This window comes from Kribbella swartbergensis (genome assembly GCF_054784135.1).
The window spans coordinates 130,502-152,119 of record NZ_BAAGPM010000018.1; the positions used below are offsets into that span (position 1 = coordinate 130,502).

Consider the following 21,618-nt stretch of genomic DNA (forward strand, 5'->3'; position numbering starts at 1 on the left):
CCGTCCGGAGGAGGACCGTCGTGCCTGTACGCCGGCTTGGGCTTGTTGTTCACCAGGGGCGTCCGCTGGCCGTGCAGACGGCCGGGACCGTGCGGGAGTGGGCCGACCGGCACGGGATCGGATGCACCGACATCGACGTGTGGAAGGCGCACGAGGAGCGGCGCAGCGGCGTCGACGAGCTCCACCACGCCGGGAACCCGGATCTGGTCGTCACGCTCGGCGGTGACGGAACGTTCTTGCGTGGCGCCCGGATCGCGGCCAAGAACGACGCCGCCGTACTCGGTGTTGATCTCGGCAAGGTCGGCTTCCTCACCGAGGTCGCCTGCCGCGACGTGGAGGCGGCGCTCGAGGCCGTGCACCACGGCGGCGCCACGATCGAGGAGCGGATGACGCTGACGATGCGCGCGTCCCGTCCGCTGGAGATCCCGAGCGGAATCGAGTCGCTGTTGCGGTACGGGCACGGGCCGTCACTGCCGCCGCCGACCGTCCGGCCGGAGAGCGCGGACGCTGACGGTTGGGGTGTCGCGCTGAACGTGACGGCGCTGAACGACGTCGTCGTGGAGAAGCTGGCCCGGGACCACCAGGTGGCGCTCGGTGTGTACCTGTCCGGGCGGCTGCTGGCGTCGTACTCGGCGGATGCCGTGATCGTGGCGACTCCGACCGGCTCGACGGCGTACAGCTTCGCGGCCGGCGGACCGATCCTGTCGCCGAACACCGAGGCGATCGTGTTCACCCCGGTCGCGCCGCACATGACCTTCAACCGCACCGTCGTCGCAGCGCCGGACGAGTCGATCGGGCTGCGCGTGCTCCCGCACTCGGGCCAGGCCGCGGTCAGCATCGACGGGCAACTGCGGGGCGTCCTCGACCCCGGCGACTGGATCGGCGTGTACGGCGCTCCTCGCCGCCTGCGCCTGGTCCGCCTGCGCCCGACCGACTTCTACGGCCGCCTGCGCGACCGCTTCCGCCTCACCGACGCCCCCGCCACCGCTCTCGACGGCGAATCCGAAGCCTTCTGGCGCCCCACCACCCCGGTCCCCCCAGACCTCGCCCACCTCCGCTTCCCCCCACCCCCCGACGAAAGCCACCCCTTCCCACCACCGCCCGACAACACCTGCGCCACCCCACCGCCCGACGCTGGACTGCCCGCCGCATCGCCGGAGGACGTCCGGCCGGCTTCGCCTTCGGACGACTCCCGGTAAGGTCTCCGCATGCGAAACGTGGTGATTCTCGCCGGCGGTTCCGGGACGCGGTTGTGGCCGATGTCCAGGGACGACAGGCCGAAGCAGGTGCTGCCGCTGGCGGCCGGCCAGTCGCTGCTGCGGGTGGCGTACAACCGGCTGCGCGGCCTGGTCGAGCCGGAGAACATCTACGTGTGCACGGTCGGCGCGTACACCGAGGTCGTCCGCAAGGAACTGCCCGAACTCGGCGAGCACAACATCATCGGCGAACCGGCCCGCCGGGACACCGCGAACGCGGTCGGCCTCGCCTCCGCGGTGGTCGCCCGCAACGACCCCGACGCCGTCGTGGCCTTCGTCGGCTCGGATCACCTGATCAGCCCGGAAGACGAGTTCCGGGCCGCGATCCAGAACGGTTTCGCGGTCGTCGAGCAACACCCCCGGTCGCTGGTGACGTTCGGGATCGAGCCGACCCACCCGCACACCGGCCTCGGCTACATCGAGCGCGGTGCGCCGATCGAAGGCACCGCGGCGTACGCCGTCGACCGCTTCCGCGAGAAGCCGGACCGGGAGACCGCCGAGGAGTACCTCGCCACCGGCCGGTTCTGGTGGAACTCCGGCATGTTCGTCTGGCGGGCCGAGACCGTGCTCAGCGTCCTCGACCACCTGCTCCCCGAGTCGGCCGCCCGGCTGCGCCAGGTCGCCTCCGTCTGGGACACCCCCGAACGCGACACCACGCTGGCCGAGATCTACCCCAACCTGCACAAGATCAGCGTCGACTACGCCGTGATGGAACCCGCCTCACAGGGCAAGGTCGACGCCGACGTGGTCGTCGTACCCATGCCCGTGCACTGGCTCGACGTCGGTTCGTGGGCAGCTCTGGCCGGCACGTACGACGTCGATGCCTGTGGCAACCGTACCGACGGCACCACGCTGAGCTGCCTGCTCGACTCCCACGACAACATCATCGTCACCGACGACCCCGACCACCTGATCGCCGCCGTAGGCCTCCGCAGCCACATCATCGTCCACACCCAGGACGTCACCATGGTCTGCCCCCTCGCCGACGGCGAACGCGTCAAAGACCTAGTAGCCCAAGTCCAAGAAAACCACCCCAACCGCTACATCTAAGCCCCCACCGGACACCCCCACCGGACACCGCCTCCGGCGGCGCTTGTTCCTTTTGCGCCTTCGGCGGGTCGCCCGACGTGGATCGGCGTTCAGGTGATCGGCGAGTGGACGGTGGACGCCGCGGGGTTGGGTTCTGCGGGTGGATCGGACACCGCCTTCGGCGGCGGCTGTTCTTCTGCCGCCTTCGGCGGGTCGCCCGACGTGGATCGGCGTCCAGGCGATCGGCGAGTCGACGGTGGATGCCACGGGGTGGGGTTCTGCGGGTGGATCGGGCACCGCCTTCGGCGGCGATTCCCTTGTTGGTCAGGGGTTGATGGACATCGTTTGGACGCCCTAGTAGTCTTTGGGCAGCAAAGACTTGAGCTTCTTGTCCTTCGGGGTTCGTGAGCCAGGTTGGCCCTCGGTGTAGCTACGGCAGCCGGGGGTTTGCTGCTTTCTAGGGCAACTGCACGACGTGCGCGAGGTTCTGGATCGTCTCGAACAGGTCATGACGACGAAGCACCGTCTTCTGGCGGTAGGCGCTGCAGACCAGGTCGGGCAGCCAGAGCAGGTGTTCCGATCCGGGCGAGACCGCTGCGAGGGTCATCGACTCGGCGATCGCACCAGTGGCGATCAGCTTCGCCCTCACCGACCGATCGAAGTTGTTGATGCGCGCGACCCGGTGCTCTTCGATGACCGTCAATCCGACTGGCGGGTGAGTTCCGTGCTCGGAAGTGTGGAGGGCGGTCAGAAGCCTGCCGAGCACGGCACCACGCGCTCGAGTCCCTTCCTTGTCGTCGTCCTCGTCGACAGACACCTTGTCCACGATGACGCAGGTCTCATCCGGGATCCGAAATGTCTCGAGCAACGCACGGGCGCGGTGACGGCCTTCCTCCGTCCGCAACTCATCGGTGGTATGCCACCAGCCAGTGGGGACGAGTCCGTCGAGTTCGTTGCGCAGCGGATCGCGATCGCGCTCGAGAACGACAACGGCTGCTATCACGTAGAACCGGCGCCGGCCGTCCTTCTCAAGATGGTAAGTCTCGTCCAGGTATGCCACCGGTCCCGTGCCGATGCGCTCGTAGTGGGCCTTCAGGACGTTGCGCTGTCCTGGCCCGACGGGCGGCGTCATCCGGCGATCCTGCTAGAGGCCCACTCTTGAGCGCAAATCCTGTTCACCGCCGGATCGCCGCTGCATTGCGGTACGTAGATCCTCCCGTGCCAGCGCCGAAATCTCTTGCCACGAAAGAGGGTCATGGGCAACTGCTGTGAAGGCGGTTGGTGGTCTGAGCCACTGGTGCGTCAGCACCTCGGTCCGTGGCGACCACAGTTGGTTCGTCGATCGCCTGCTGTGATGTCCAGGCTGGGCGGCCCGCCGGAGGCGCGAAAGAACTGGCGGAGGCGGTGTGCGCTTCGCTTGTGCTCTGACAAAGACTGCCGCCGCCGAAGGTGGGCTTCGGCGGCGGCGGGGTTTGGGTGGGGTGGGTCAGCCGCCGTTGGGTTCTTGGGCGTCGGAGGCGGGGTACTTGTCCATGAACTGCTGGAGGGCGGCGCCGCTGACGGAGCTGCAGAACTGGCGGTGGCCGAGGGCGGTGGTCTGGCCGGCCTGGTTGCCGCTCCAGTGGGAGAAGGCGACGTTCTTGCCTTCCGGCCACGGCTTGCCCTCGGACTCCTTGAACGGGGCGGCGATGAACTTGCCCATCGAGCTGTCCGGGAGCTTCGCCTTGGAGATCTTCTCGATCAGGTCGATCTGGTCCTTCGGCAGCGTGTCGCGGTACCAGAGGATGGTGTAGCCGTGTTCGAGGTTGTGCACCAGGTTCGGCACCGCGGGCCGGTCGTCGACGGTGTAGAACTTCTTCCCGAACGGCGCCCAGACGGCGTAGTGCGGGCCGGACGACGGCGGTGACACCGGGTAGGCGATGACCTCACCGTCCGGCTTGTGGTCCTGGGTGCCGGAGGCCGGGTCGTCGATGACCTTGTCGCAGGAGGCGGCCCCGGCGTCGACGCCGATCTCGGCGATGGCCTGGTTCCTGGTCCGGGAGTCCTGGATCAGCCGGATCGCCGGGTAGGCGATGATGGCGAGCCCCACCACGATCGACGCGATGACGATGAGCAGGGTCCGGTTGCGGTCGGCCCGCGCCTGGTCCCGCTGCATCTTCTCGATCATCTCGCGGCGCGACTGCTTCTGCGACGACGCTTTACCCACAGTGTTGATCTTCCCGGATCGGGGCGGCCAAGGCGCCGCCGTGCGGATGCAGTGTACGCATCGAGCCTGAGAGGTTGCCTAGAAAACTACTTCGACCGTGAGCCGAACGTGACCGTGGCCTCACTCCCGGGGCCGGTCCGTACGTCGACACCGTATCCCTCGGCGTGCAGCAGTACGGCGAGCCGCTCGGCGATCACGCCGACCGCGACGGGCTCGTCGCCGAAGACCGAGACAGCGTTGTCAAGCAGCTCGATGTGGACGTCCTCGACCTCGTCCAGCAGCCCGTCCCACAGGGCCGGATCCACCTCACGCGGCCCGGCCGGCGCCTTTCGGTCGAGTACGGCGGCCCGCGCCGCCTCCCGCGTCCCCAGGCTGAACAGGTCCAGCTCGGCGTCCCGAACCAGCGCCCGGGCGCCGGGTCCGTGTTCGCCGATCGGCAGGACGACGTCCTCGAGCCCGCGCAGTACGGCGACCGGTACGCCGTCCGCCTTGCCCTTCACCAACTCGCTCGCGCTCGCGATCTCGTCGGCCAACGCCGGCTCGGTGACCGCGAGGACGTTGCCGTGGCTGTCCGTCGTACCGCGAAGGTCCTCGATCACCCGGATCCCGGCGGCGCCGATGGCCAGGTCGGTCTGGCCGTTGCGCCAGGGGCGGCCGAGGGTGTCGGTGATGACGATCCCGACGTTCACGTCGTACCGCTGCTTGAGGGCGGTCCGAAGCTGCCGTGCGGACTCGTCCGGGTCGACCGGGAGCAGCAGGACGGTGCCCGGCGTGGTGTTGGAGGTGTCGGTGCCGGCGGCGGCCATCACCAGACCGTGGCGGGTCTGGACGATGCGGGTGTCGCCGCGCTGGGCGACGACCCGGACGAGTTCGGCGTCGACCGCCTCCTCCCGGGTGCCGGTGGTCATCCGCCCTTCGGCCTTGCTGACGATCTTCGACGTGACCGAGACGACGTCGCCGTCGCGCAGGTCCGCCCCGTCGCCGATCAGGCCCGCCAGGTCGGCGCCGGCGGCCACTTCGGGCAGGCCGGTGACCGGGTGGATCTCGAGGTGCTTCCTCATCGCCGGACTGCCTCCGCGAGGTTCAGCGCCGCGTCGGCCATGGCGGCGGTGGTGGTGTCGTCCGTCATCCACAACGGCACCGCCTGGACATGAATTCCGGCTCCGGCGATCGAGTCGGCCTGGATGGCGTCCGACGTGTCGATCAGCCAGCCGTCCAGTACGCCGCCGGACGCCCGCGAACCGTAGTACCGCGCCACGGCCGAGGCGGTGGAGGCGACGCCGACCGCGGCGAGCACCTTGTCGGCCATCCCGCGGACCGGGCCGGTGCCGATGATCGGCGACAACCCGATGACCGGGGCGGACGTCTCCCGGACGGCCTCGCGGATGCCCGGGACGCCGAGGATGGTGCCGATCGAGACGACCGGGTTGGACGGCGGCAGGATCAGGACGTCGCAGTCCGCGATCGCGTCCAGCACGCCGGGCGCGGGCTTGGCCTTGTCCTGGCCGACGGCGACGATCTGGTGGGCCGGAACCTCGGCGTGCAGGCGGACCCAGTACTCCTGGAAGTGGATCGCCTTGCGCCGGCCGGGGTTGTCCGGATCGTCGACCACGACGTGGGTCTCGATCCGGTCGTCGCTCATCGGCAGCAACCGGACCGGCAGCTTCCAGCGTTGGCACAGGGCCTCGGTGACCGCGGTCAGGCCGTAGCCGGCGTCGAGCATCTGGGTCCGGACCAGGTGGGTCGCCACGTCCCGGTCGCCGAGCCCGAACCAGGTCGGCTCCATCCCGTACGCGGCGAGCTCCTCCTTGATCACCCAGGTCTCGTCCTCCCGGCCCCAGCCGCGCTCCTTGGAGATGCCGCCACCTAGGGTGTACATCACGGTGTCCAGGTCGGGGCAGACCCGCAGCCCGAACAAGGTGATGTCGTCCGCGGTGTTCCCCACCACGGTGATCTCGGCGTCCGGCCGGGCCTTGATCAGCCCGCGCAGGAAGGTGGATCCGCCGATGCCACCGGCCAGCACTGTCAATCGCATGGGAAGAGTCTGCACGAGTCGTCAATGCGCCGGACCACCGCACGACTATGCTGCGGTGGGTCATAACCAACCGCACAGCTGTTTGTACGGCCCCCAACATCCCGAGGAGCCCTCGTGGTCACCGACGCAACCAAGAAGCTCAGAGAGCCGGTCGCGTACATCCTGCTCGCTTTCGCCGGCCTGATCGCGCTGGCTTCGATCATTCGCCTGTTCGTCGGTGGTGCCGGCTTCACCGCCGCCGCCGGAGGCGTGCAAGGCATCATCACGCCGCCGTCGTTCGGAGCGGTACTGCTCCTGCTGTCGCTGGTCGGGGCGGTCTGGCTGGTGAGCGAAGCGGGTGAGCGGACGCCGCACGCGCGTACCGTCGCACTGGCCGCGCTGGTGATCACCGGTGTGGCCCTGCTGATCGGCCTGATCACGGCGTTCGCCGGGTTCGCCGAGACCAGCACCGCCGGCCTGAAGATCGTCGGCTTCATCTACGCACTCGGCGGCCTCATGCTGTACGGCGCCGCCGGCCTCTACATCCTCAAGACGTTCCAGGCTCTCCCGGCGCCGGTGCGCGCGCCCAAGCCGGGCCAGTTCGCTCCGCAGGGTGGACAGCCCGGTCAGTACGGCCAGCAGGGCTACGGCCAGCAGGCGCCGTACGGGCAGCAGCAGGGCTACGGTCAGCCGGGCCAGCAGCAGGGTCAGTACGGGCAGTACGGCCAGGACCAGGGCGGGTACGGCGCTTATGGTGCGGCCGCCGCCGGTGCGGGCGCGGCTGGTGGTTACGCCGCGGCGCAGGGTGAGCAGCAGTGGCCGCAGGAGCAGAGCTGGCCTCAGGGTGAGCAGCAGAGCTGGTCGGCCGGTGAGGCGGAGGCTCAGCAGCAGCGGGCCGGTGAGCAGCAGTGGTCCAACGAGGCCCGGCACGCCGAGCCGACTCAGGCCTGGAGCTCCGAAGGCCAGCAGCAGTGGTCCGGCCAGGAGCAGGGCCAGCAGTGGTCGCAGGAGCAGCAGTGGAGCGGCGACGCCGGTCAGCAGCAGTGGAGTGGCCAGGACTACCCGCAGCAGGAGTGGCCTTCGCAGCAGCCGGAGCAGGGCCAGCCGGAGCAGCCGGAGACGTCGCAGCCCTGGCAGAGCGGATCGGAGCAGGCGCAGCCGGAAGCTCAGCAGTCCTGGCCGCAGGGTGAGCAGGCCTGGCCGGCCGAGGAGACTCCGGCCGCCGAGCAGCCGGCCGCCCAGCCCGAGCAGCCCGGTTCCGACGCGGCCGACGAAACCCGTGTGGATCCGCGGGTTTCCGACTCCGACAAGGACGAGCAGGGACAACAGCCTGGTCAGAGCCAGCAGGGCTGGTGGTCGCAGCCGTCCTGATCCGGCTTCGGCCTGATCACGCCGTCGGCGACGGCGAATCGCCTTTCAGGTAAGGCAGCAAGCCCTTGCCGAACTCTGCGCGGATAGGAATTTTCCGCCGGTTCGGCAGGTACCACACGGATGCGAGAGGCCTGTGTACGCAGGCCTCTCGTTCTTTTGCAGCCGTGTTGCGGATGATGCCAATAGCAGACCACGGCTTGACTTTCGTGGATTGCAGGAATGTAATTTCAACCGTGTCGTTCGTTGGACACTCGGTATCGGGGACCGTTGCAGAGCGCAGGACGGACGAGGTCAGGCATGTGGACCGCAAACCCACATGTACAGGGGAACGAACAGGGTCGAGGAGGTCGTACCGTGACAGAAGGCCTGATGGCGATTGTCGACGGTGAGGCGATCGAGGAGGAGCCGAACTGGCAGGAACGGGCACTGTGTGCCCAGACCGACCCGGAGGCTTTCTTCCCGGAGAAGGGCGGATCCACCCGCGAGGCGAAGAAGGTCTGCCTCGGCTGTGATGTTCGGGGCGAGTGCCTCGAGTACGCACTGCAGAACGACGAACGCTTCGGAATCTGGGGCGGCCTGTCGGAGCGGGAGCGCCGCAAGCTGAAGAAGAAGGCCGTCTGAGGCCCGGCTGATCGTCCGGTGTGGTGCCCTGCCACCCGCCACGATCGGCGTGGAAAACACACAACTTGAAGAGATTCACCCGCGGAGGCCCCGGCTCGACATTCGTCGCCGGGGCCCGCGGCATTCCGGGACCGGGCCGAGCCGCGCCCGGTACCTCCCGGGGTGAGCGCGGCGTAGCGCTGGGTCGCGGCTGTATGGTGAGTCCTCGCCGTGACCTTGGTCGTGGCGGGTCGTGTGTGGTGATCCCACGCCGTCGCGAGCAGGTGCTCGGTGCGGTAGCTCGCCGTGCTGGAGTGAAGGTCTCGATGTGGATCCATCGTGGCCTTTGCTCCAGTGCGGCGAGATGCCGTGCCGAGTGCCGCGCAGTAGGCGTGGGATCACCACACACGACCTAGGCCGTCCCTTCCCGCAAAGGTGTAGTCGCTCCGCATGGAACAAGAAGCTCCGGCCGGCTGGGAGTTCTTCGACTCCGTCGACTTCCCGACCGTCCACACCGACGACCCGATGGGTCGCCCGCGGGTTCGGCACGTCGTCACCGCGGTGGTGGTCGGGCACGAGGGCGCGGCCTGGCTGCCCCGGCTGTCCGAGGCATTGTGGGCGCTCAACCCACGACCGGACCGGCTGATCGCGGTCGACACCGGCTCCACCGACGAGACGGCCGAACTACTCGCCGCGATGCCCGGAGTCGAGCCCGTCGTCAGTGTCTCCGCCCGCACCGGGTTCGGTACGGCGGTCGCCCGCGGCATCGAGGCGGTCGGTTTCGCACCGATCCCGTCCGCCGTCGGACCGTACGGCGACGACGGTCACATGCCGGTGGTCGAGTGGCTGTGGCTGCTGCACGACGACTGCGCCCCGGCCCCGAACGCCCTGGAGAAATTGTTGCTCCAGGCCACGATGTCGCCGGACACCGGGGTCTGGGGACCGAAGCTGCGGTTGTGGCCCCGGGACCGCGACCTGCTCGAGGTCGGCGTCACCACCTCGCTCGGCGGCCGGCGCGACACCGGGATCGAGACCGGCGAACTCGACCAGGGCCAGCACGACCAGGTGCGGAACGTGCTCGCGGTCAGCTCGGCCGGAATGCTGGTCCGCCGGGACGTCTGGGAGGCGCTGCACGGGTTCGATCCGCGGCTGCCGATGTTCCGCGACGACATCGACTTCGGCTGGCGCGCCAGCCGGGCCGGCTACAAGGTCGGCGTCGCGCCGGACGCGGTCGTCTACCACGCACAGGCCGCTGCCACCGGTGAGCGGGCGCTGGCCGGCACCCGGCGGCACGCCTACCAGCTCGACCGGTCACACGCGTACTACACCGTGCTGGCCAACGCGCCGGCGAAGTTGCTGCCGCTGCTGATCCTGCGGTTCCTGCTCGGCGCCATCGTGCGTTCCGTCTGGTTCATCCTCGGCAAGACACCCTCGGGCGCTGTGGACGAATGGACCGCACTTCTCGGCACGCTGCTCGCCGGCGGCTGGACGCAGGCCCGCAAGAACCGCCGCAACCTCGATCGGGTTCCGTACGACGACATCAAAGGACTGTTCTCCCGGTCCGTGCACGCCCTGCGGCACAACCTGGAGGAGACGACCAGCACGATCTCCGAGCGGATCCGCGAGGCCTGGGCGGACGAGCCGGAGGAGCAGGTCGTCACGACCGCGCGCCGGGCGAAGTCCACGGCCCGTGTCGCCGTCGACCAGCCTCGTTGGCGAAGGCAACTGATCCGCCGGCCGTTCCTGGTCGCCTGGGTCTTCCTCGCGCTCGGTTCGTTCGTCGCGGCCCGCAGTCTGATCGGCAGCGGTGTCCTGCGGTCCAACTTGTTGTTGCCTCCACACGAGAGTCTCGGCGCGCTGTGGCATGCAGCAGCCTCTGCACCGCCGGATGTGACACCGCCTGCGTGGCTCGCGCAGTTCTGGGCTTTCTCCACTGTGATGTTCGGTCCGTCCGGCGCGACGAACCTGCTGCTCCTCGGCGCTGTCCCGTTAGCCGGCCTGGCGGCGTGGGCACTGCTTCGCGCGTTCGTCGTCGACCGGGTGGCGCGGGCTTGGGGTGCGTCGGCGTACGGGCTTGCCGTCTTCACGAACGGCGCCATCACGCAAGGACGGCTCGGCACCTGTGTGGCCGCCATCGTGCTGCCGCTGCTCGGTGCCGCTGTGCACACTGTTGCTCGTCGGCGTCGCGTCATCATCCAGGGCAGTTGGCGGGCGGCGTGGTTCGCGGGGATCTGTCAGGCCGTGCTGTTCGCGTTCACGCCGGCTCTGGGCCTGCTTGTCAGCGTCAGCTTGGTCCTGGGCGCAGTACTCGGACTGGGGTGGCGCCGACAGGGCCGCCAGCTGGTCTTCTCCGTCGTACTGGGTCTGCTGCTGGTGCTGCCGTGGACGATCCAGTTGGTGCTGCACCCATCGCGGCTCGGGCAGGAAGCGGGCGGGCCGCCTACGGCCGCCGTTGGCCCGGGTGACAGCCTTCCGCACTTGCTGACCGGTACGCCGATCGGTGCGCCGGTTCCTTGGTGGGTCGTCGTACCGCTGATTCTGGTTGCCTTGGTGAGCCTGTTGCGGGAGTCGCGGCAGCGCTACGAACTGCTGGGATGGTTCGCCGCCCTGGCCGGTCTGGCCGCGACGCTGGTCGCGAGTCGGCTGGGTGGTGGCAGTGGGCCGTTGATGTTCCTGATGACCGCGGGCTGGATCGTCGCGGTGACGGTCGCCTGGGACTCGGTCGGGAAGTCCACCGACCTCATCGTGCAGGGTGTGCTCGGGATCGTGCTGGTGACGACGATCGTGACGGCCGGGTTCTGGCTGGTGCGTGGTGCCGACGGTCCGTTGTGGCGTGGGCCGGCCCAGGACCTTCCGGCGTACCTGATCTCGGCGCAGGATCCGCCGCAGGACGCGTCGATCCTGGTGGTGCGCAAGGACGCGAGCGGCCCGATGCGGTACTCGCTGGTGAAGGACGGCGGCCCGCGGATGGGGTCGCTCGAGGCCGCGCCTAAGCCGGAGCAGGCCAAGCCGATCACGGATGTGCTGTCGACGCTCGGCGGTGGCGGGACCGGTGAGGAGGGCCGGCAGTTGGCCGGGCTGGCGATCGACTACGTGTACCTGCCCGCGCCGGTCGACCCGACGCTGCAGTCGACACTCGACTCGCTGCCTGGTCTGACCCGGGCCAGTGCGGCCGACGGCGACGCGGCCTGGCTGGTCGACCGGTCGGAGAACAAGGGCACGACACCGCTCGTCGACGAGACCCACAGCCTGTGGCGGGTGCTCGGCATCATCGCCTGGATCATCGCGCTGATCTTCTGCCTGCCGACCGTCCGGCGGACCGTGGCGGTCCCGCACGGCACCCACGCGAGGAGGGACCCATGAGGCGGCTGCTCTCGGACGCCCGGATCCGGCTCGGCGCCTGCGTGCTGGCGATGGGACTTGCCGCCGGGCTGGGCGTCGTGACGCACGCCAGGGAGCCGGTGACCCGGGTCGAAGGCGTCGAAGCACCCACGCGCACGGTGGTGAACCGTACGGCGTTGTCCTGCCCGGCCCTGGCCGGCGGCGGCAAGCTGTCGAGCGTGGTCAACGCGGTGGCGCCCGCACTGCCCGAAGGTACGCCGACCGCGGCGGGGAACGAGACACCGCTGTCGATCGGGCCGCTGGCGGAGACGTCCGATCCGACCGGATCGTTGCTCGTGCGCGGCAAGATCGGGTCGACCACTCCGTCCACCAAGCCCGCGCCGCAGATGATCCACGGCGTCGGCCCGTTGGCGGCCGGCACGGTCGGCACGAGTACGACGACCTCGATCGAAGGTGTGAACCGGGGGATGGCCAGTACGCCGTGCCAGCTGCCCGGCTCGGACTTCTGGTTCGTCGGCGCGTCCGGGGCGAGCGACCGGCGCGACGTGCTGGTGCTGACCAACCTGGACAGCATCAACGCCGAGGTCGACGTCACGGTCTACGCGCGCGGCGGTCCGCAGGACCTGCCGAACGCGCGCGGCATCGTCGTACCGGCGCGCGGCACGTCGGAGCTGTACCTCGGCCTGATCGCGCGCAACCTGCGGGACATCGCCCTGCACGTCGAGTCCACCGGCGGCCGGGTGGCGCCGGCGCTGCGGGACAACGCGACCAAGGGCGGCGAGCCCGCCGGCGTGGACTGGCTGAACCCGTCGTCACCGCCGGCCAAGAAGATCTTCGTGCCCGCCGTTGCGCCGGGAGCTGGACTCCGGATCCTGTCGGTGGCGAATCCGGGCGACCTGCAGGCGACCGCCGGCCTGACGGTGCACGGGCCGAACGGGCCGTTCAAGCCGGCCGGCCTCGAGACCGTGCAGATCGCGGCCGGGTCGGTGAAGACTTTCCGCCTCGACCCAGTGCTGCACGGTGACCCGAGTGCGATCACGGTGACGTCCGACCAGCCGGTGACGGCGTCGATGCGGATCGTCGACGGCAGTGGCCGCGACTTCGCGTCGATCGGGTCGGCGGAGGCGTTGAGCGGACCGGCGTACCTGGTGCTGCCGGCGCACAAGCAGCCGGCCGTCCTGCAGGTGACCGCGCCGGGCAAGGCCGGAAGCGTGAGGTTCGAGCTGCGTGACGCCGCCGGGCGGGTGCTGATCACCCGGGCGCTCGATGTCGTCGGTGGAGCGACGAGCCAGATCTCGTTCCCGGCTCAGCCGCGTCCGACGTACCTGATGGTCGAGCAGACCCGGGGCACGGTGGTCGCCGGTGTGACTCTGATGCCGGCCGCCAAGGCGGACGAGGACGAGGCCGCCGAGGTGGCCGCGTGGCCGCTGACCACGTCGCTGGTGTTCCGGGCGCAGCTCGGCGCGCAGCCGGACGTCCGCGCCGCGCTGCGGTAGCTCCGGTGCAGGTCAGCCCTCGGAGGAGTTGGCGCCGGGGTCCTGCAGCATGCGCAGGTGCCCTCGGCGGGCCACCTCGACCGGGGCGCCCGGAGCACCGCGGCCGGGCTCTCGCGGAGGCAGCGGGCGGGCGGCCTCGCGGACCGCGTTCGCCAGCGCCTCCAGGTCGTCCGACGACGGTCCGGCCGCGGCCGGGTCCGGAGCCAGCCGGATGACTTCCCAGCCGTTCGGAGCCGTCAGCCGGTCGGCGTGGTCGGCGCACAGGTCGTAGCAGTGCGGTTCGGCGTACGTCGCCAGCGGGCCGAGGACACAGGTGGAGTCGGCGTACACATAGGTGAGCGTCGACACAGCCGGCTTGTGACAGGCGGCGCGCGAACAGATCCTGGCGATGCTCACGACCAGACGTTACCCCCACTAGGCTGAGCGCGTGACCGAGGCTCGCCGTCATCGCAGGCACATCGACCGCCACGGCCGCGGCATGCTCGGCCCGATCAGCCGGCCGAGCAGGTTCGCGCCCCGCGGGCTGCCGCTGCAGCGCTCGGCCGCGGCCCAGTTCGACGAGGTGGTCGCGATCGAGGTGACCCGGCTGGAGAAGCGGCTGCCGCAGGTCGTCACCCGGGTCGAGTTCGCCATCGAGGACGTGCCGAACCTGGACCTCGACGCGACCGAGATCCCGCTCACCCACTCCACCGGTGGTACGTCGCACGAGCCGTACCGGATCGTGGTGTTCCGCCGCCCGATCGAGCTGCGCGCCGAACGGTCCGGCGCGGGCCTGGCCTGGCTGGTCCGCTCCGCGCTGGTGCTCGAACTCGCCGACGTCCTGGCGCTCTCCCCGGAGCAGATCGACCCCGAATTCGAGTCCGACGAGGACTGACTGTGTTGGATTGCCGCGCCTCCGGCGCGGCGGGTCCTGGGGCCTTGGTTCCCGGCCTTCCCTCGTCGCTCCGGTCGCTTCGCTCCCTGCGCTCCTCAGTCCAGGCCGGGGGCCCCAGGACCGGGCTCCCGAGGTCATCGGTCCAGGCTGGGGACTCATGGCACGCCGATGCGACCAGTGAACCACTGGTGTTCGAAGCTGTTTCGGAGTGTGGGAAGCGGTTTGTATCGCTGAACGGCGGTGGGAGAGGATCGCGAGTGTGAACGATCAAAAACTGCGCGTCGGAGTGGTCGGGCTGGGCTTCGCCGGACGGACGGCGCTGGAGGCCTTCTCCGAGCTGCCGGACGTCGAGGTGGTGGCGCTGGCCGGTCTGGAGAAGGACACGCTGACCAGCCTCGGTGAGAAGCACCGCGTCCCGCAGCTGTACGAGAGGTGGGAGGACCTGATCGAGACCGAGGGCCTGCAGGCGGTCAGCATCGGTACGCCGACCCAGCTGCACGCCCCGATCACCCTCACGGCCCTGGAGAAGGGGCTGCACGTCCTGTGCGAGAAGCCGCTGGCCCGCACCGTGGCCGAGGGCACCGCGATGGTCGAGGCCTCGAAGCAGGCCGGCCGGGTGCTGAAGGTGATCTTCAACCACCGCGAGCGCGGTGACGTCGCGGCCCTGAAGCACCAGATCGACGAGGGCCAGCTCGGCCGGATCTACTACGCGAAGGCGCACTGGATGCGCCGCAACGGCATCCCCGGCATGGGCGGCTGGTTCACCAACCGGGAGCTGTCCGGCGGCGGCCCGCTGATCGATCTCGGCGTGCACATCCTCGACCTGGCGCTGCACCTGCTGGGCGAGCCGCAGGTGTCGACGGTCAGTGCGAGCACCTTCGCCGAGCTCGGCCCGCGCGGGAAGGGCAGCACCGTTCCGAACGCGAACACGCTCGGCTCGGCCTTCGAGGTGGAGGACCTGGCCACGGCGTACCTGCGGCTGCACGGCGGCGGCGCGCTGCAGCTGGAGACCAGCTGGGCCACCTACCGCGCGCCCGGCGACAACTTCGGCATCGAGCTGTTCGGCACCGACGGCGGCGCCAAGATCGAGGTGCAGAACTACACCACAGAGGACACGCTGCGGATCTTCACCGACGTCGGCGGCGTACCGGCCGAGGTCAAGCCGGCCACCGGCGCCGGGCTCGGCCACCGCGCGGTCGTCCGGGAGTTCGTGCAGATCGTCCGCAGCGGCGACTGGGCGGCGCACAACGGGTCCGAGGCGCTCGCCCGGACCGAGATCATCGACGCCTGCTACGCCTCGGCGAAGGCGGGACGAGAGGTTGTTCTCCATGACTGAGTCACACCGTGGTCCGATTCGCGTCACCGTCTGGGGCGAGAACGTGCACGACCAGCGCGACGCCTCGGTGCAGAAGGTCTACCCCGACACCATGCACGAGACGATCGCGGCCGCGGTGCGGGCCAAGCTCGGCGACGACGTGGTGGTCCGGACGGCGTGGCTGCAGCAGCCCGAGCACGGCCTGACCGAGGAGGTGCTGGCCGAGACCGACGTACTCACCTGGTGGGGGCACGCCGCGCACGGTGACGTCGACGACGCGGTCGTCGAGCGGGTCCAGCGGCACGTGCTGTCCGGAATGGGCCTGATCGCGCTGCACTCGGCGCACTTCAGCAAGATCTTCATCCGGCTGATGGGCACCACCTGCTCGCTGGACTGGCGGTCCGACAACGACCGCGAGCTGCTCTGGACCGTGGCCGCCGGCCACCCGATCGCCCAGGGCGTGCCGCACCCGCTGGTCATCGAGCGCGAGGAGATGTACGGCGAGCTGTTCGACATCCCGCAGCCGGACGAGCTGGTGTTCGTCAGCTCGTTCTCCGGCGGCGAGGTGTTCCGTTCCGGCTGCTGCTACCGCCGCGGCCAGGGCCGGGTCTTCTACTTCCGCCCCGGCGACCAGGAGTACCCGACGTACCACCAGCCGGAGATCCAGCAGATCATCGCGAACGCGGTCCGCTGGGCCGCGCCGACCAGCCCGCGGCAGCTGCCCGAGGTGCACCACCGCAAGACCCCGGGCTGGTTCGACCAGGCTTGATCAGGCCTGAAATACAGCAATCGCACCGGGCCGGATAGGGTCCACGCATGGTGGATGTTGCTGCGATCTTCAAGGCGTACGACGTACGTGGGGTCGTCCCGGACCAGCTGGACGAGTCGGTGGCCCGGGCGACCGGGGCGGCCTTCGTCGAGGTCCTGGACGTCCTCGCGGCCCCGGGCGCGGTCGTGGTCGGCTACGACATGCGGCCGTCCAGTCCCGCGCTGGCCGCCGCGTTCGCCGAGGGGGTGACCAGCACCGGCGCGGACGTGGTCGACATCGGCCTCGCCTCGACCGACCAGCTGTACTTCGCCTCCGGCCGGCTCCAGTTGCCCGGCGCGATGTTCACCGCGAGCCACAACCCGGCGCAGTACAACGGCATCAAACTGTGCCGCGCGGGTGCCGCGCCGGTCGGCGCGGACTCGGGGCTGCGCGACATCGCCGACCTGGTCGCCAAGGCGCTCACCGAGGGCCCCACGGCAAGCGCCGTGCCGGGCAAGGTGACGCGCAAGAACCTGCTCACCGCGTACGCCGACCACCTGCACGACCTGGTCGACCTGAGCGGCATCCGCCCGCTCAAGGTCGTGGTGGACGCCGGCAACGGGATGGGCGGGCACACCGTGCCGGCCGTGTTCGCCTCCGGACCGGTCGAGATCGTCCCGCTGTACTTCGAGCTCGACGGGAACTTCCCCAACCACGAGGCGAACCCGCTGGACCCGAAGAACCTGGTCGACCTGCAGGCCAAGGTGCGCGAACTCGGCGCCGACCTGGGGCTGGCCTTCGACGGCGACGCGGACCGCTGCTTCGTGGTGGACGAGAAGGGCGACCCGATCTCGCCGAGTGCGATCACCGCCGCGGTCGCGGTCCGGGAGCTGGCCAAGCACCCCGGCTCGGCCGTCATCCACAACCTGATCACGTCCAGGGCCGTGCCGGAACTGATCGCCGAGCACGGCGGCACACCGATTCGGGCCCGGGTCGGGCACTCGTACATCAAGCAGAAGATGGCCGAGACCGACGCGGTGTTCGGCGGCGAGCACTCCGCCCACTACTACTTCCGGGACTTCTGGCGGGCCGACACCGGCATGCTGGCCGCGCTGCACGTGCTGGCGGCCCTCGGTGAGCAGGACAAGCCGGCCAGTGAGCGGTTCGCCGACTACGAGCGGTACGTCGCGTCCGGCGAGCTGAACAACAAGGTCGACGACGCCGCGGCCACGGTCGCGGCGATCGAAGACACCTACGGCGGCCGGGATGGCATTAGCGTTGACCATCTGGACGGCCTGACCGTGTCGGCGGGACAGTGGTGGTTCAACGTCCGTGCGTCGAACACCGAACCGCTGCTGCGGCTGAACGTCGAGGCGGCGGACCGGGCCACGATGGAACGCGTCCGTGACGAAGTACTGGCCCTGATCACCGGTGCATCGGTGGAGGAGAACTGAATGGCAGTCAATCTGGACCCGGACCTGCTCAGCATCCTGGTCTGCCCCAAGTGCCGGTCGGAGTTCCGGGTGGACGACGAGGCGAACGAGCTGATCTGCACCAACGCCGGCTGCGCGCTGGCCTACCCCGTCCGTGACGACATCCCGGTGCTGCTGATCGACGAGGCGCGGGACACGAAAGAGGCCGCGGTCGACTGATGAGCTTCTTCGACGACTCGCGGCTGGACGACCCGGCCGCGCTCGAGGCGACGGACCACCTGCTCCGCCGGCTGGCGATGGCCGGTGCCCGGGTCCGCGCCGAGCTGGAAGCGGCCGAGGACGTGCTGGCCAAGGTGGAGTCCGACGGCTTCCGGCCGCGGGCCGTGGTCGCCGCGGGCCGCGACGCCCGTCTGGTCCGCGCCGTGCTGGAGCCGGTGTGTCCGGTGCCGTTCGTCGCCTGGCCCGGTCCTGGGCTGCCCGGCTGGACCGGTCCGTTGGACCTGGTCATCGTGCTGGCCGGCGCCAACGCCGACTCGGACGCGGTCTCGGCCGCCGGTGAGGCAGTACGGCGTGGCTGCGGCCTGATGGTCGCCTGTCCGGAGGACTCGCCGGTCGCGATCGCCTCTGCCGGTCTCCGGCACGCGATCCGGCTGCCGTCCCAGTCCGACGACCAGTTGGCCTCGGCTGTCGCCGTACTGCAGGCGCTGCACCAGATGGAGCTCGGCCCGGAGGTGGACCACAAGTCCGTCGCGGCATTGCTGGACGACGTGGCGATCGAGTGCTCGCCGAACAACGACGTGGCGTCCAACCCGGCGAAGGACCTGGCCCTGATGCTGGCGGACGCCCTGCCGCTGGTGTGGGGCGGCTCTGTCCTTGCTGCCCGGGCCGCACGCCGTGTGGTGGAGGCCCTGCGGCTGGCGAGTGGCCGCCCGGCTCTGGCCGCGGACGCCGGCCACCTGCTGCCCGTGCTCAACCAGCCGCCGCGCGACCTGTTCGCCGACCCGTTCGACAAGCCGGAGGAGCTGCGGCCGGGGCTGGTCATCCTGGACGACGGCGTGGACGACCCAGGTGTCGCCGAGCACCGCCGCAAGCTGGAGCAGAAGGCCGAGCGCCACGACGTCCGGGTGCACGTGGTGACACAGGCCAACGGCACCGACATCGCCCGGTACGCCGCTCTGACCCAGCACGGCCGCTACGCCGCGGCCTACCTGGGCATCGGCCTGGGCCGCTACGGCGCTGCGATCGACGAGGATCCCGGGGAGACGAAGAATCCTTCGGAGGATCCGGCGTGGTAGCACGTTTGCAGAACACCATCCGGGACTACGCCTGGGGTTCGCCGACCGCGATTCCCGAGTTGACCGGAGTGGAGCCGGACGGCCGGCCGCAGGCGGAGCTGTGGATGGGTGCGCACGAGTCCGCGCCGTCCGTGCTGCCGTCCGGCGATTCCCTGTACGACGTGGTGTCGGCCGGGCCGATCGACGTCCTGGGACCGGAGACGGCCGAGCGGTTCGACGGCCGGTTCCCGTTCCTGGCCAAGCTGCTGGCGGCCGCGCAGCCGTTGTCGATCCAGGCGCACCCGTCGCGGGAGCAGGCGATCGACGGGTACGCGCGGGACGAGGCCGCCGGTATCCCGCGGGACGCCGCCGACCGCAACTACAAGGACGCCTGGCCGAAGCCGGAGATCCTGATCGCGCTCGGGCCGTTCGACGCCCTGGTCGGTTTCCGGCCGCTCGAGGCGACCGTAGCCCTGCTCGACGCCTTGGCCCCGGTCGGGTTCGAGGAGTGCACCGACCTGCTCCGCAACGGCAAGCTCCAGGACACGTTCACCCAGATCATGAGCAACGACCGGGACACCATCCGTCCGCTGGTCGCGGCGCTGGGGGAGGCGTGCGCGCGGTACTCCGGTGCGGCTTTCGAGCTGGAGCGAGAGACCCTGGCCAAGCTGTGCGCCGACTTCCCGGACGACCCCGGCGTACTGGCGGCGTTGCTGCTGAACCGGGTGCGACTGGAGCGGTTCGAGGCCGTGTACCTGCCCGCGGGGAACGTGCACGCGTATCTGCACGGGCTCGGGTTCGAGGTGATGGCCAACTCCGACAACGTGCTGCGCGGCGGCCTCACCAGCAAGCACATCGACGTACCCGAACTCGTCTCGGTGGTCGACTTCGAGCCGCTGGCCGATCCGGTGCTGACCGCGACCCCGCTGGGTGACGGCGTCTCGTCGTACGAGACCGGTTGCGAGTACTTCGCGATCCGCCGGGTCGACCTGGACGGCGACGAGCGGACCGTGGCCGGTGAGGGCCCGCGGATCGTCTGCTGCGTGGCCGGGAGTGTCGACGTCGCTGCCGGGTCGGACGCCGGCGGCACCGGATCCACCGTGACGTTGTCCGCCGGTCAGTCCGCGTTCGCGGCAGGACCCGAAGGACCCTGTAGCCTGCGTGGTTCCGGCACGGCGTTCGTCGTGGCGGCGCGCTGACCGGCGCTGATCAACCGACTGTTGGAGGACCTGAAGAGATGGCTGGTGGCGGAACCAAGGCGGTCGTCGCGGCTCTGCTGGCGAACACCGGTATCGCGGTCACCAAGTTCGCCGCCTGGGGACTGACCCTGTCGGCGTCGATGCTCGCGGAGGCGATCCACTCGGTCGCCGACGCGGGCAACCAGGTGCTGCTGCTGCTCGGCGGCAAGCGGGCCAAGCGGCAGGCCAACGAGTTGCACCAGTTCGGCTTCGGCCGGGAGCGGTACGTCTACTCGTTCATCGTGGCGATCGTGCTGTTCAGCGTCGGCGGCCTGTTCGCGCTGTACGAGGGCTATCACAAGATCCACGACCCGCACGCGATCGAGAACTGGAAATGGGTCCCGGTGGCGGTGCTGGTGGCCGCGATCATCATGGAGACGCTCTCGTTCCGGACCGCGATCGTCGAGGCGAACAAGGTCCGCGGGCCGGTCGGCTGGGGCAAGTTCATCCGCAACGCCCGGTCGCCCGAGCTGCCGGTCATCCTGCTGGAGGACTTCGCCGCCCTCACCGGTCTGATCCTGGCGCTCATCGGCGTCGTCCTGACCCTTGCCACCGGCAACGGCGTGTGGGACGGCGCGGGCTCGATGGCGATCGGCGCCCTGCTGGTCTGCGTCGCGATCTTCCTGGCGATCGAGATGAAGTCGCTGCTGCTCGGTGAGTCCGCGACCCGGGAGTCGCAGCAGAAGATCGTCGCCGCGATCGAGAACACCCCGGGTGTGCAGCGGCTGATCCACATCAAGACCCTGCACCTGGGCCCGGAGGAGGTCCTGGTCGCCGCCAAGCTCGGCGTCGAGCCGACCACCGACGCGGCCGTGGTCGCCGAGACCATCAACGCCGCCGAACAGGCCATCCGCGAGGCCGAGCCGATGTCGATCCACGTCTACCTGGAACCCGACATCTACCTCGAGAACTACACCCCCGCCGAACGCCCCCCGGTCCCCGAAGCCCCCTCCCACTGACCGGCAACACCAGCGGATATCCCCCTCGACGTACTCCTTCTCCCGTCATCTGAAGCAGGGAGAAGGGGCAACGGGAGGGGATAACCCCCCGGGTGATTTCGGGTCAGCGGGGTTTGGGCGGGAGGACGCCGGAGCGGCCGAGCCAGCGGAGGGCCCGCCGGCGGTCGATCTCGGACTGGGTGGGCGGCGTGGTGAGGCGGCCGGTCCGGTAGCCGAGGTTGCGGATGTCGGCCGCCACCGACGGTTCGGCTAGGGCTCGGAGGGCGAACGCGAGCGCGGCCGGAGTCACGTCGTACCGGCGCTCGAGGTCGAGGGCGAGTCGCACCGCGGCCAGGTCGCGTTCGTCGTACTGGCGCTGGGTGTTGTGCCCGGGACGGGATCGCGGTAGCAGGCCGAGAGCCTCGCGGTACCGCAGCATCCGGGGGGTCGTGCCCAGGTGTCTGGCGGCCTCGGTGATGCGCAT

The 21,618-nt window shown here is 69.9% G+C and carries 20 protein-coding genes; 14 read left to right on the forward strand and 6 right to left on the reverse strand.

Translation table 11 applies throughout. The features are described from left to right. The first annotated feature begins 20 nt into the window (after positions 1–20). Both ACYVOK_RS15975 and ACYVOK_RS15980 read left to right on the forward strand, forming a co-directional pair. A complete protein-coding gene (locus tag ACYVOK_RS15975; protein WP_460663202.1) occupies positions 21–1,199 on the forward strand; it encodes an NAD(+)/NADH kinase in 1,179 nt (392 codons plus the stop codon). A 9-nt stretch (positions 1,200–1,208) separates the two neighbouring features. After that, the gene (locus ACYVOK_RS15980) at positions 1,209–2,306 is read left to right on the forward strand and encodes a mannose-1-phosphate guanylyltransferase (RefSeq protein ID WP_460663203.1); all 1,098 of its coding nucleotides are present in this window, start codon (positions 1,209–1,211) and stop codon (positions 2,304–2,306) included. A 436-nt stretch (positions 2,307–2,742) separates the two neighbouring features. On the opposite strand, the gene ACYVOK_RS15985 is transcribed toward ACYVOK_RS15980, so the two are convergent. From ACYVOK_RS15985 to cofD, 4 genes are all read right to left on the reverse strand, one after another. After that, positions 2,743–3,417 (reverse strand): hypothetical protein, encoded by a 675-nt coding sequence (locus ACYVOK_RS15985; RefSeq protein ID WP_460663204.1) that lies wholly within the window; start codon positions 3,415–3,417, stop codon positions 2,743–2,745. A 354-nt stretch (positions 3,418–3,771) separates the two neighbouring features. After that, positions 3,772–4,491: a DUF3105 domain-containing protein gene (locus tag ACYVOK_RS15990; protein ID WP_460663205.1), complete on the reverse strand. Its 720-nt coding sequence runs from the start codon at positions 4,489–4,491 to the stop codon at positions 3,772–3,774. 86 nt (positions 4,492–4,577) lie between these two features. After that, complete coding sequence (locus ACYVOK_RS15995; RefSeq protein ID WP_460663206.1) at positions 4,578–5,552, reverse strand: coenzyme F420-0:L-glutamate ligase; 975 nt, start codon at positions 5,550–5,552, stop codon at positions 4,578–4,580. Beyond that, entirely contained in the window at positions 5,549–6,526 is a 978-nt protein-coding gene (cofD, locus tag ACYVOK_RS16000) for a 2-phospho-L-lactate transferase (protein ID WP_460663207.1), read from the reverse strand. Before cofD ends, ACYVOK_RS15995 begins: the two co-directional genes overlap by 4 nt. 114 nt (positions 6,527–6,640) lie before the next feature. Here cofD and ACYVOK_RS16005 point away from each other — a divergent pair, with 114 nt between their 5' ends. The 4 genes from ACYVOK_RS16005 to ACYVOK_RS16020 all read left to right on the forward strand — a co-directional run bounded on the left by ACYVOK_RS16005 (position 6,641) and on the right by ACYVOK_RS16020 (position 13,314). Further along, positions 6,641–7,876, forward strand: coding sequence for a hypothetical protein (locus ACYVOK_RS16005; protein ID WP_460663208.1), 1,236 nt, complete (start codon positions 6,641–6,643; stop codon positions 7,874–7,876). Positions 7,877–8,245: 369 nt separating this feature from the next. Next, positions 8,246–8,497: a WhiB family transcriptional regulator gene (locus ACYVOK_RS16010; protein WP_020389877.1), complete on the forward strand. Its 252-nt coding sequence runs from the start codon at positions 8,246–8,248 to the stop codon at positions 8,495–8,497. A gap of 429 nt (positions 8,498–8,926) precedes the next feature. Then, complete coding sequence (locus ACYVOK_RS16015) at positions 8,927–11,839, forward strand: glycosyltransferase (RefSeq protein WP_460663209.1); 2,913 nt, start codon at positions 8,927–8,929, stop codon at positions 11,837–11,839. Further along, entirely contained in the window at positions 11,836–13,314 is a 1,479-nt protein-coding gene (locus ACYVOK_RS16020; RefSeq protein WP_460663210.1) for a DUF5719 family protein, read from the forward strand. Before ACYVOK_RS16015 ends, ACYVOK_RS16020 begins: the two co-directional genes overlap by 4 nt. A gap of 12 nt (positions 13,315–13,326) precedes the next feature. Here ACYVOK_RS16020 and ACYVOK_RS16025 read toward each other — a convergent pair whose 3' ends face one another. Beyond that, positions 13,327–13,710 (reverse strand): DUF3499 domain-containing protein, encoded by a 384-nt coding sequence (locus tag ACYVOK_RS16025; protein WP_360521722.1) that lies wholly within the window; start codon positions 13,708–13,710, stop codon positions 13,327–13,329. Positions 13,711–13,741: 31 nt separating this feature from the next. Here ACYVOK_RS16025 and ACYVOK_RS16030 point away from each other — a divergent pair, with 31 nt between their 5' ends. The 8 genes from ACYVOK_RS16030 (at position 13,742) to ACYVOK_RS16065 (ending at position 21,155) form a co-directional block, all read left to right on the forward strand. Further along, positions 13,742–14,188 (forward strand): metallopeptidase family protein, encoded by a 447-nt coding sequence (locus ACYVOK_RS16030; RefSeq protein WP_460663211.1) that lies wholly within the window; start codon positions 13,742–13,744, stop codon positions 14,186–14,188. A 259-nt stretch (positions 14,189–14,447) separates the two neighbouring features. Further along, positions 14,448–15,524: a Gfo/Idh/MocA family protein gene (locus ACYVOK_RS16035; RefSeq protein ID WP_460663212.1), complete on the forward strand. Its 1,077-nt coding sequence runs from the start codon at positions 14,448–14,450 to the stop codon at positions 15,522–15,524. After that, the gene (locus ACYVOK_RS16040) at positions 15,517–16,272 is read left to right on the forward strand and encodes a ThuA domain-containing protein (RefSeq protein ID WP_460663213.1); all 756 of its coding nucleotides are present in this window, start codon (positions 15,517–15,519) and stop codon (positions 16,270–16,272) included. The genes ACYVOK_RS16035 and ACYVOK_RS16040 overlap by 8 nt, the downstream gene beginning before the upstream one ends. Before the next feature lie 47 nt (positions 16,273–16,319). After that, positions 16,320–17,705: a phosphomannomutase/phosphoglucomutase gene (locus ACYVOK_RS16045; protein ID WP_460663214.1), complete on the forward strand. Its 1,386-nt coding sequence runs from the start codon at positions 16,320–16,322 to the stop codon at positions 17,703–17,705. Beyond that, positions 17,706–17,903, forward strand: coding sequence for a Trm112 family protein (locus ACYVOK_RS16050; protein ID WP_460663215.1), 198 nt, complete (start codon positions 17,706–17,708; stop codon positions 17,901–17,903). Further along, complete coding sequence (locus ACYVOK_RS16055) at positions 17,903–18,979, forward strand: SIS domain-containing protein (protein WP_460663216.1); 1,077 nt, start codon at positions 17,903–17,905, stop codon at positions 18,977–18,979. The genes ACYVOK_RS16050 and ACYVOK_RS16055 overlap by 1 nt, the downstream gene beginning before the upstream one ends. Then, entirely contained in the window at positions 18,973–20,157 is a 1,185-nt protein-coding gene (gene manA, locus ACYVOK_RS16060; RefSeq protein ID WP_460663217.1) for a mannose-6-phosphate isomerase, class I, read from the forward strand. The genes ACYVOK_RS16055 and manA overlap by 7 nt, the downstream gene beginning before the upstream one ends. A 38-nt stretch (positions 20,158–20,195) precedes the next feature. After that, positions 20,196–21,155, forward strand: a complete 960-nt coding sequence (locus ACYVOK_RS16065) for a cation diffusion facilitator family transporter (protein ID WP_460663218.1) — start codon at positions 20,196–20,198, stop codon at positions 21,153–21,155. Positions 21,156–21,258: 103 nt separating this feature from the next. Here the strand turns inward: ACYVOK_RS16065 and ACYVOK_RS16070 are convergent, their stop codons facing one another. Continuing rightward, positions 21,259–21,618, reverse strand: coding sequence for a MerR family transcriptional regulator (locus ACYVOK_RS16070; protein ID WP_460663219.1), 360 nt, complete (start codon positions 21,616–21,618; stop codon positions 21,259–21,261).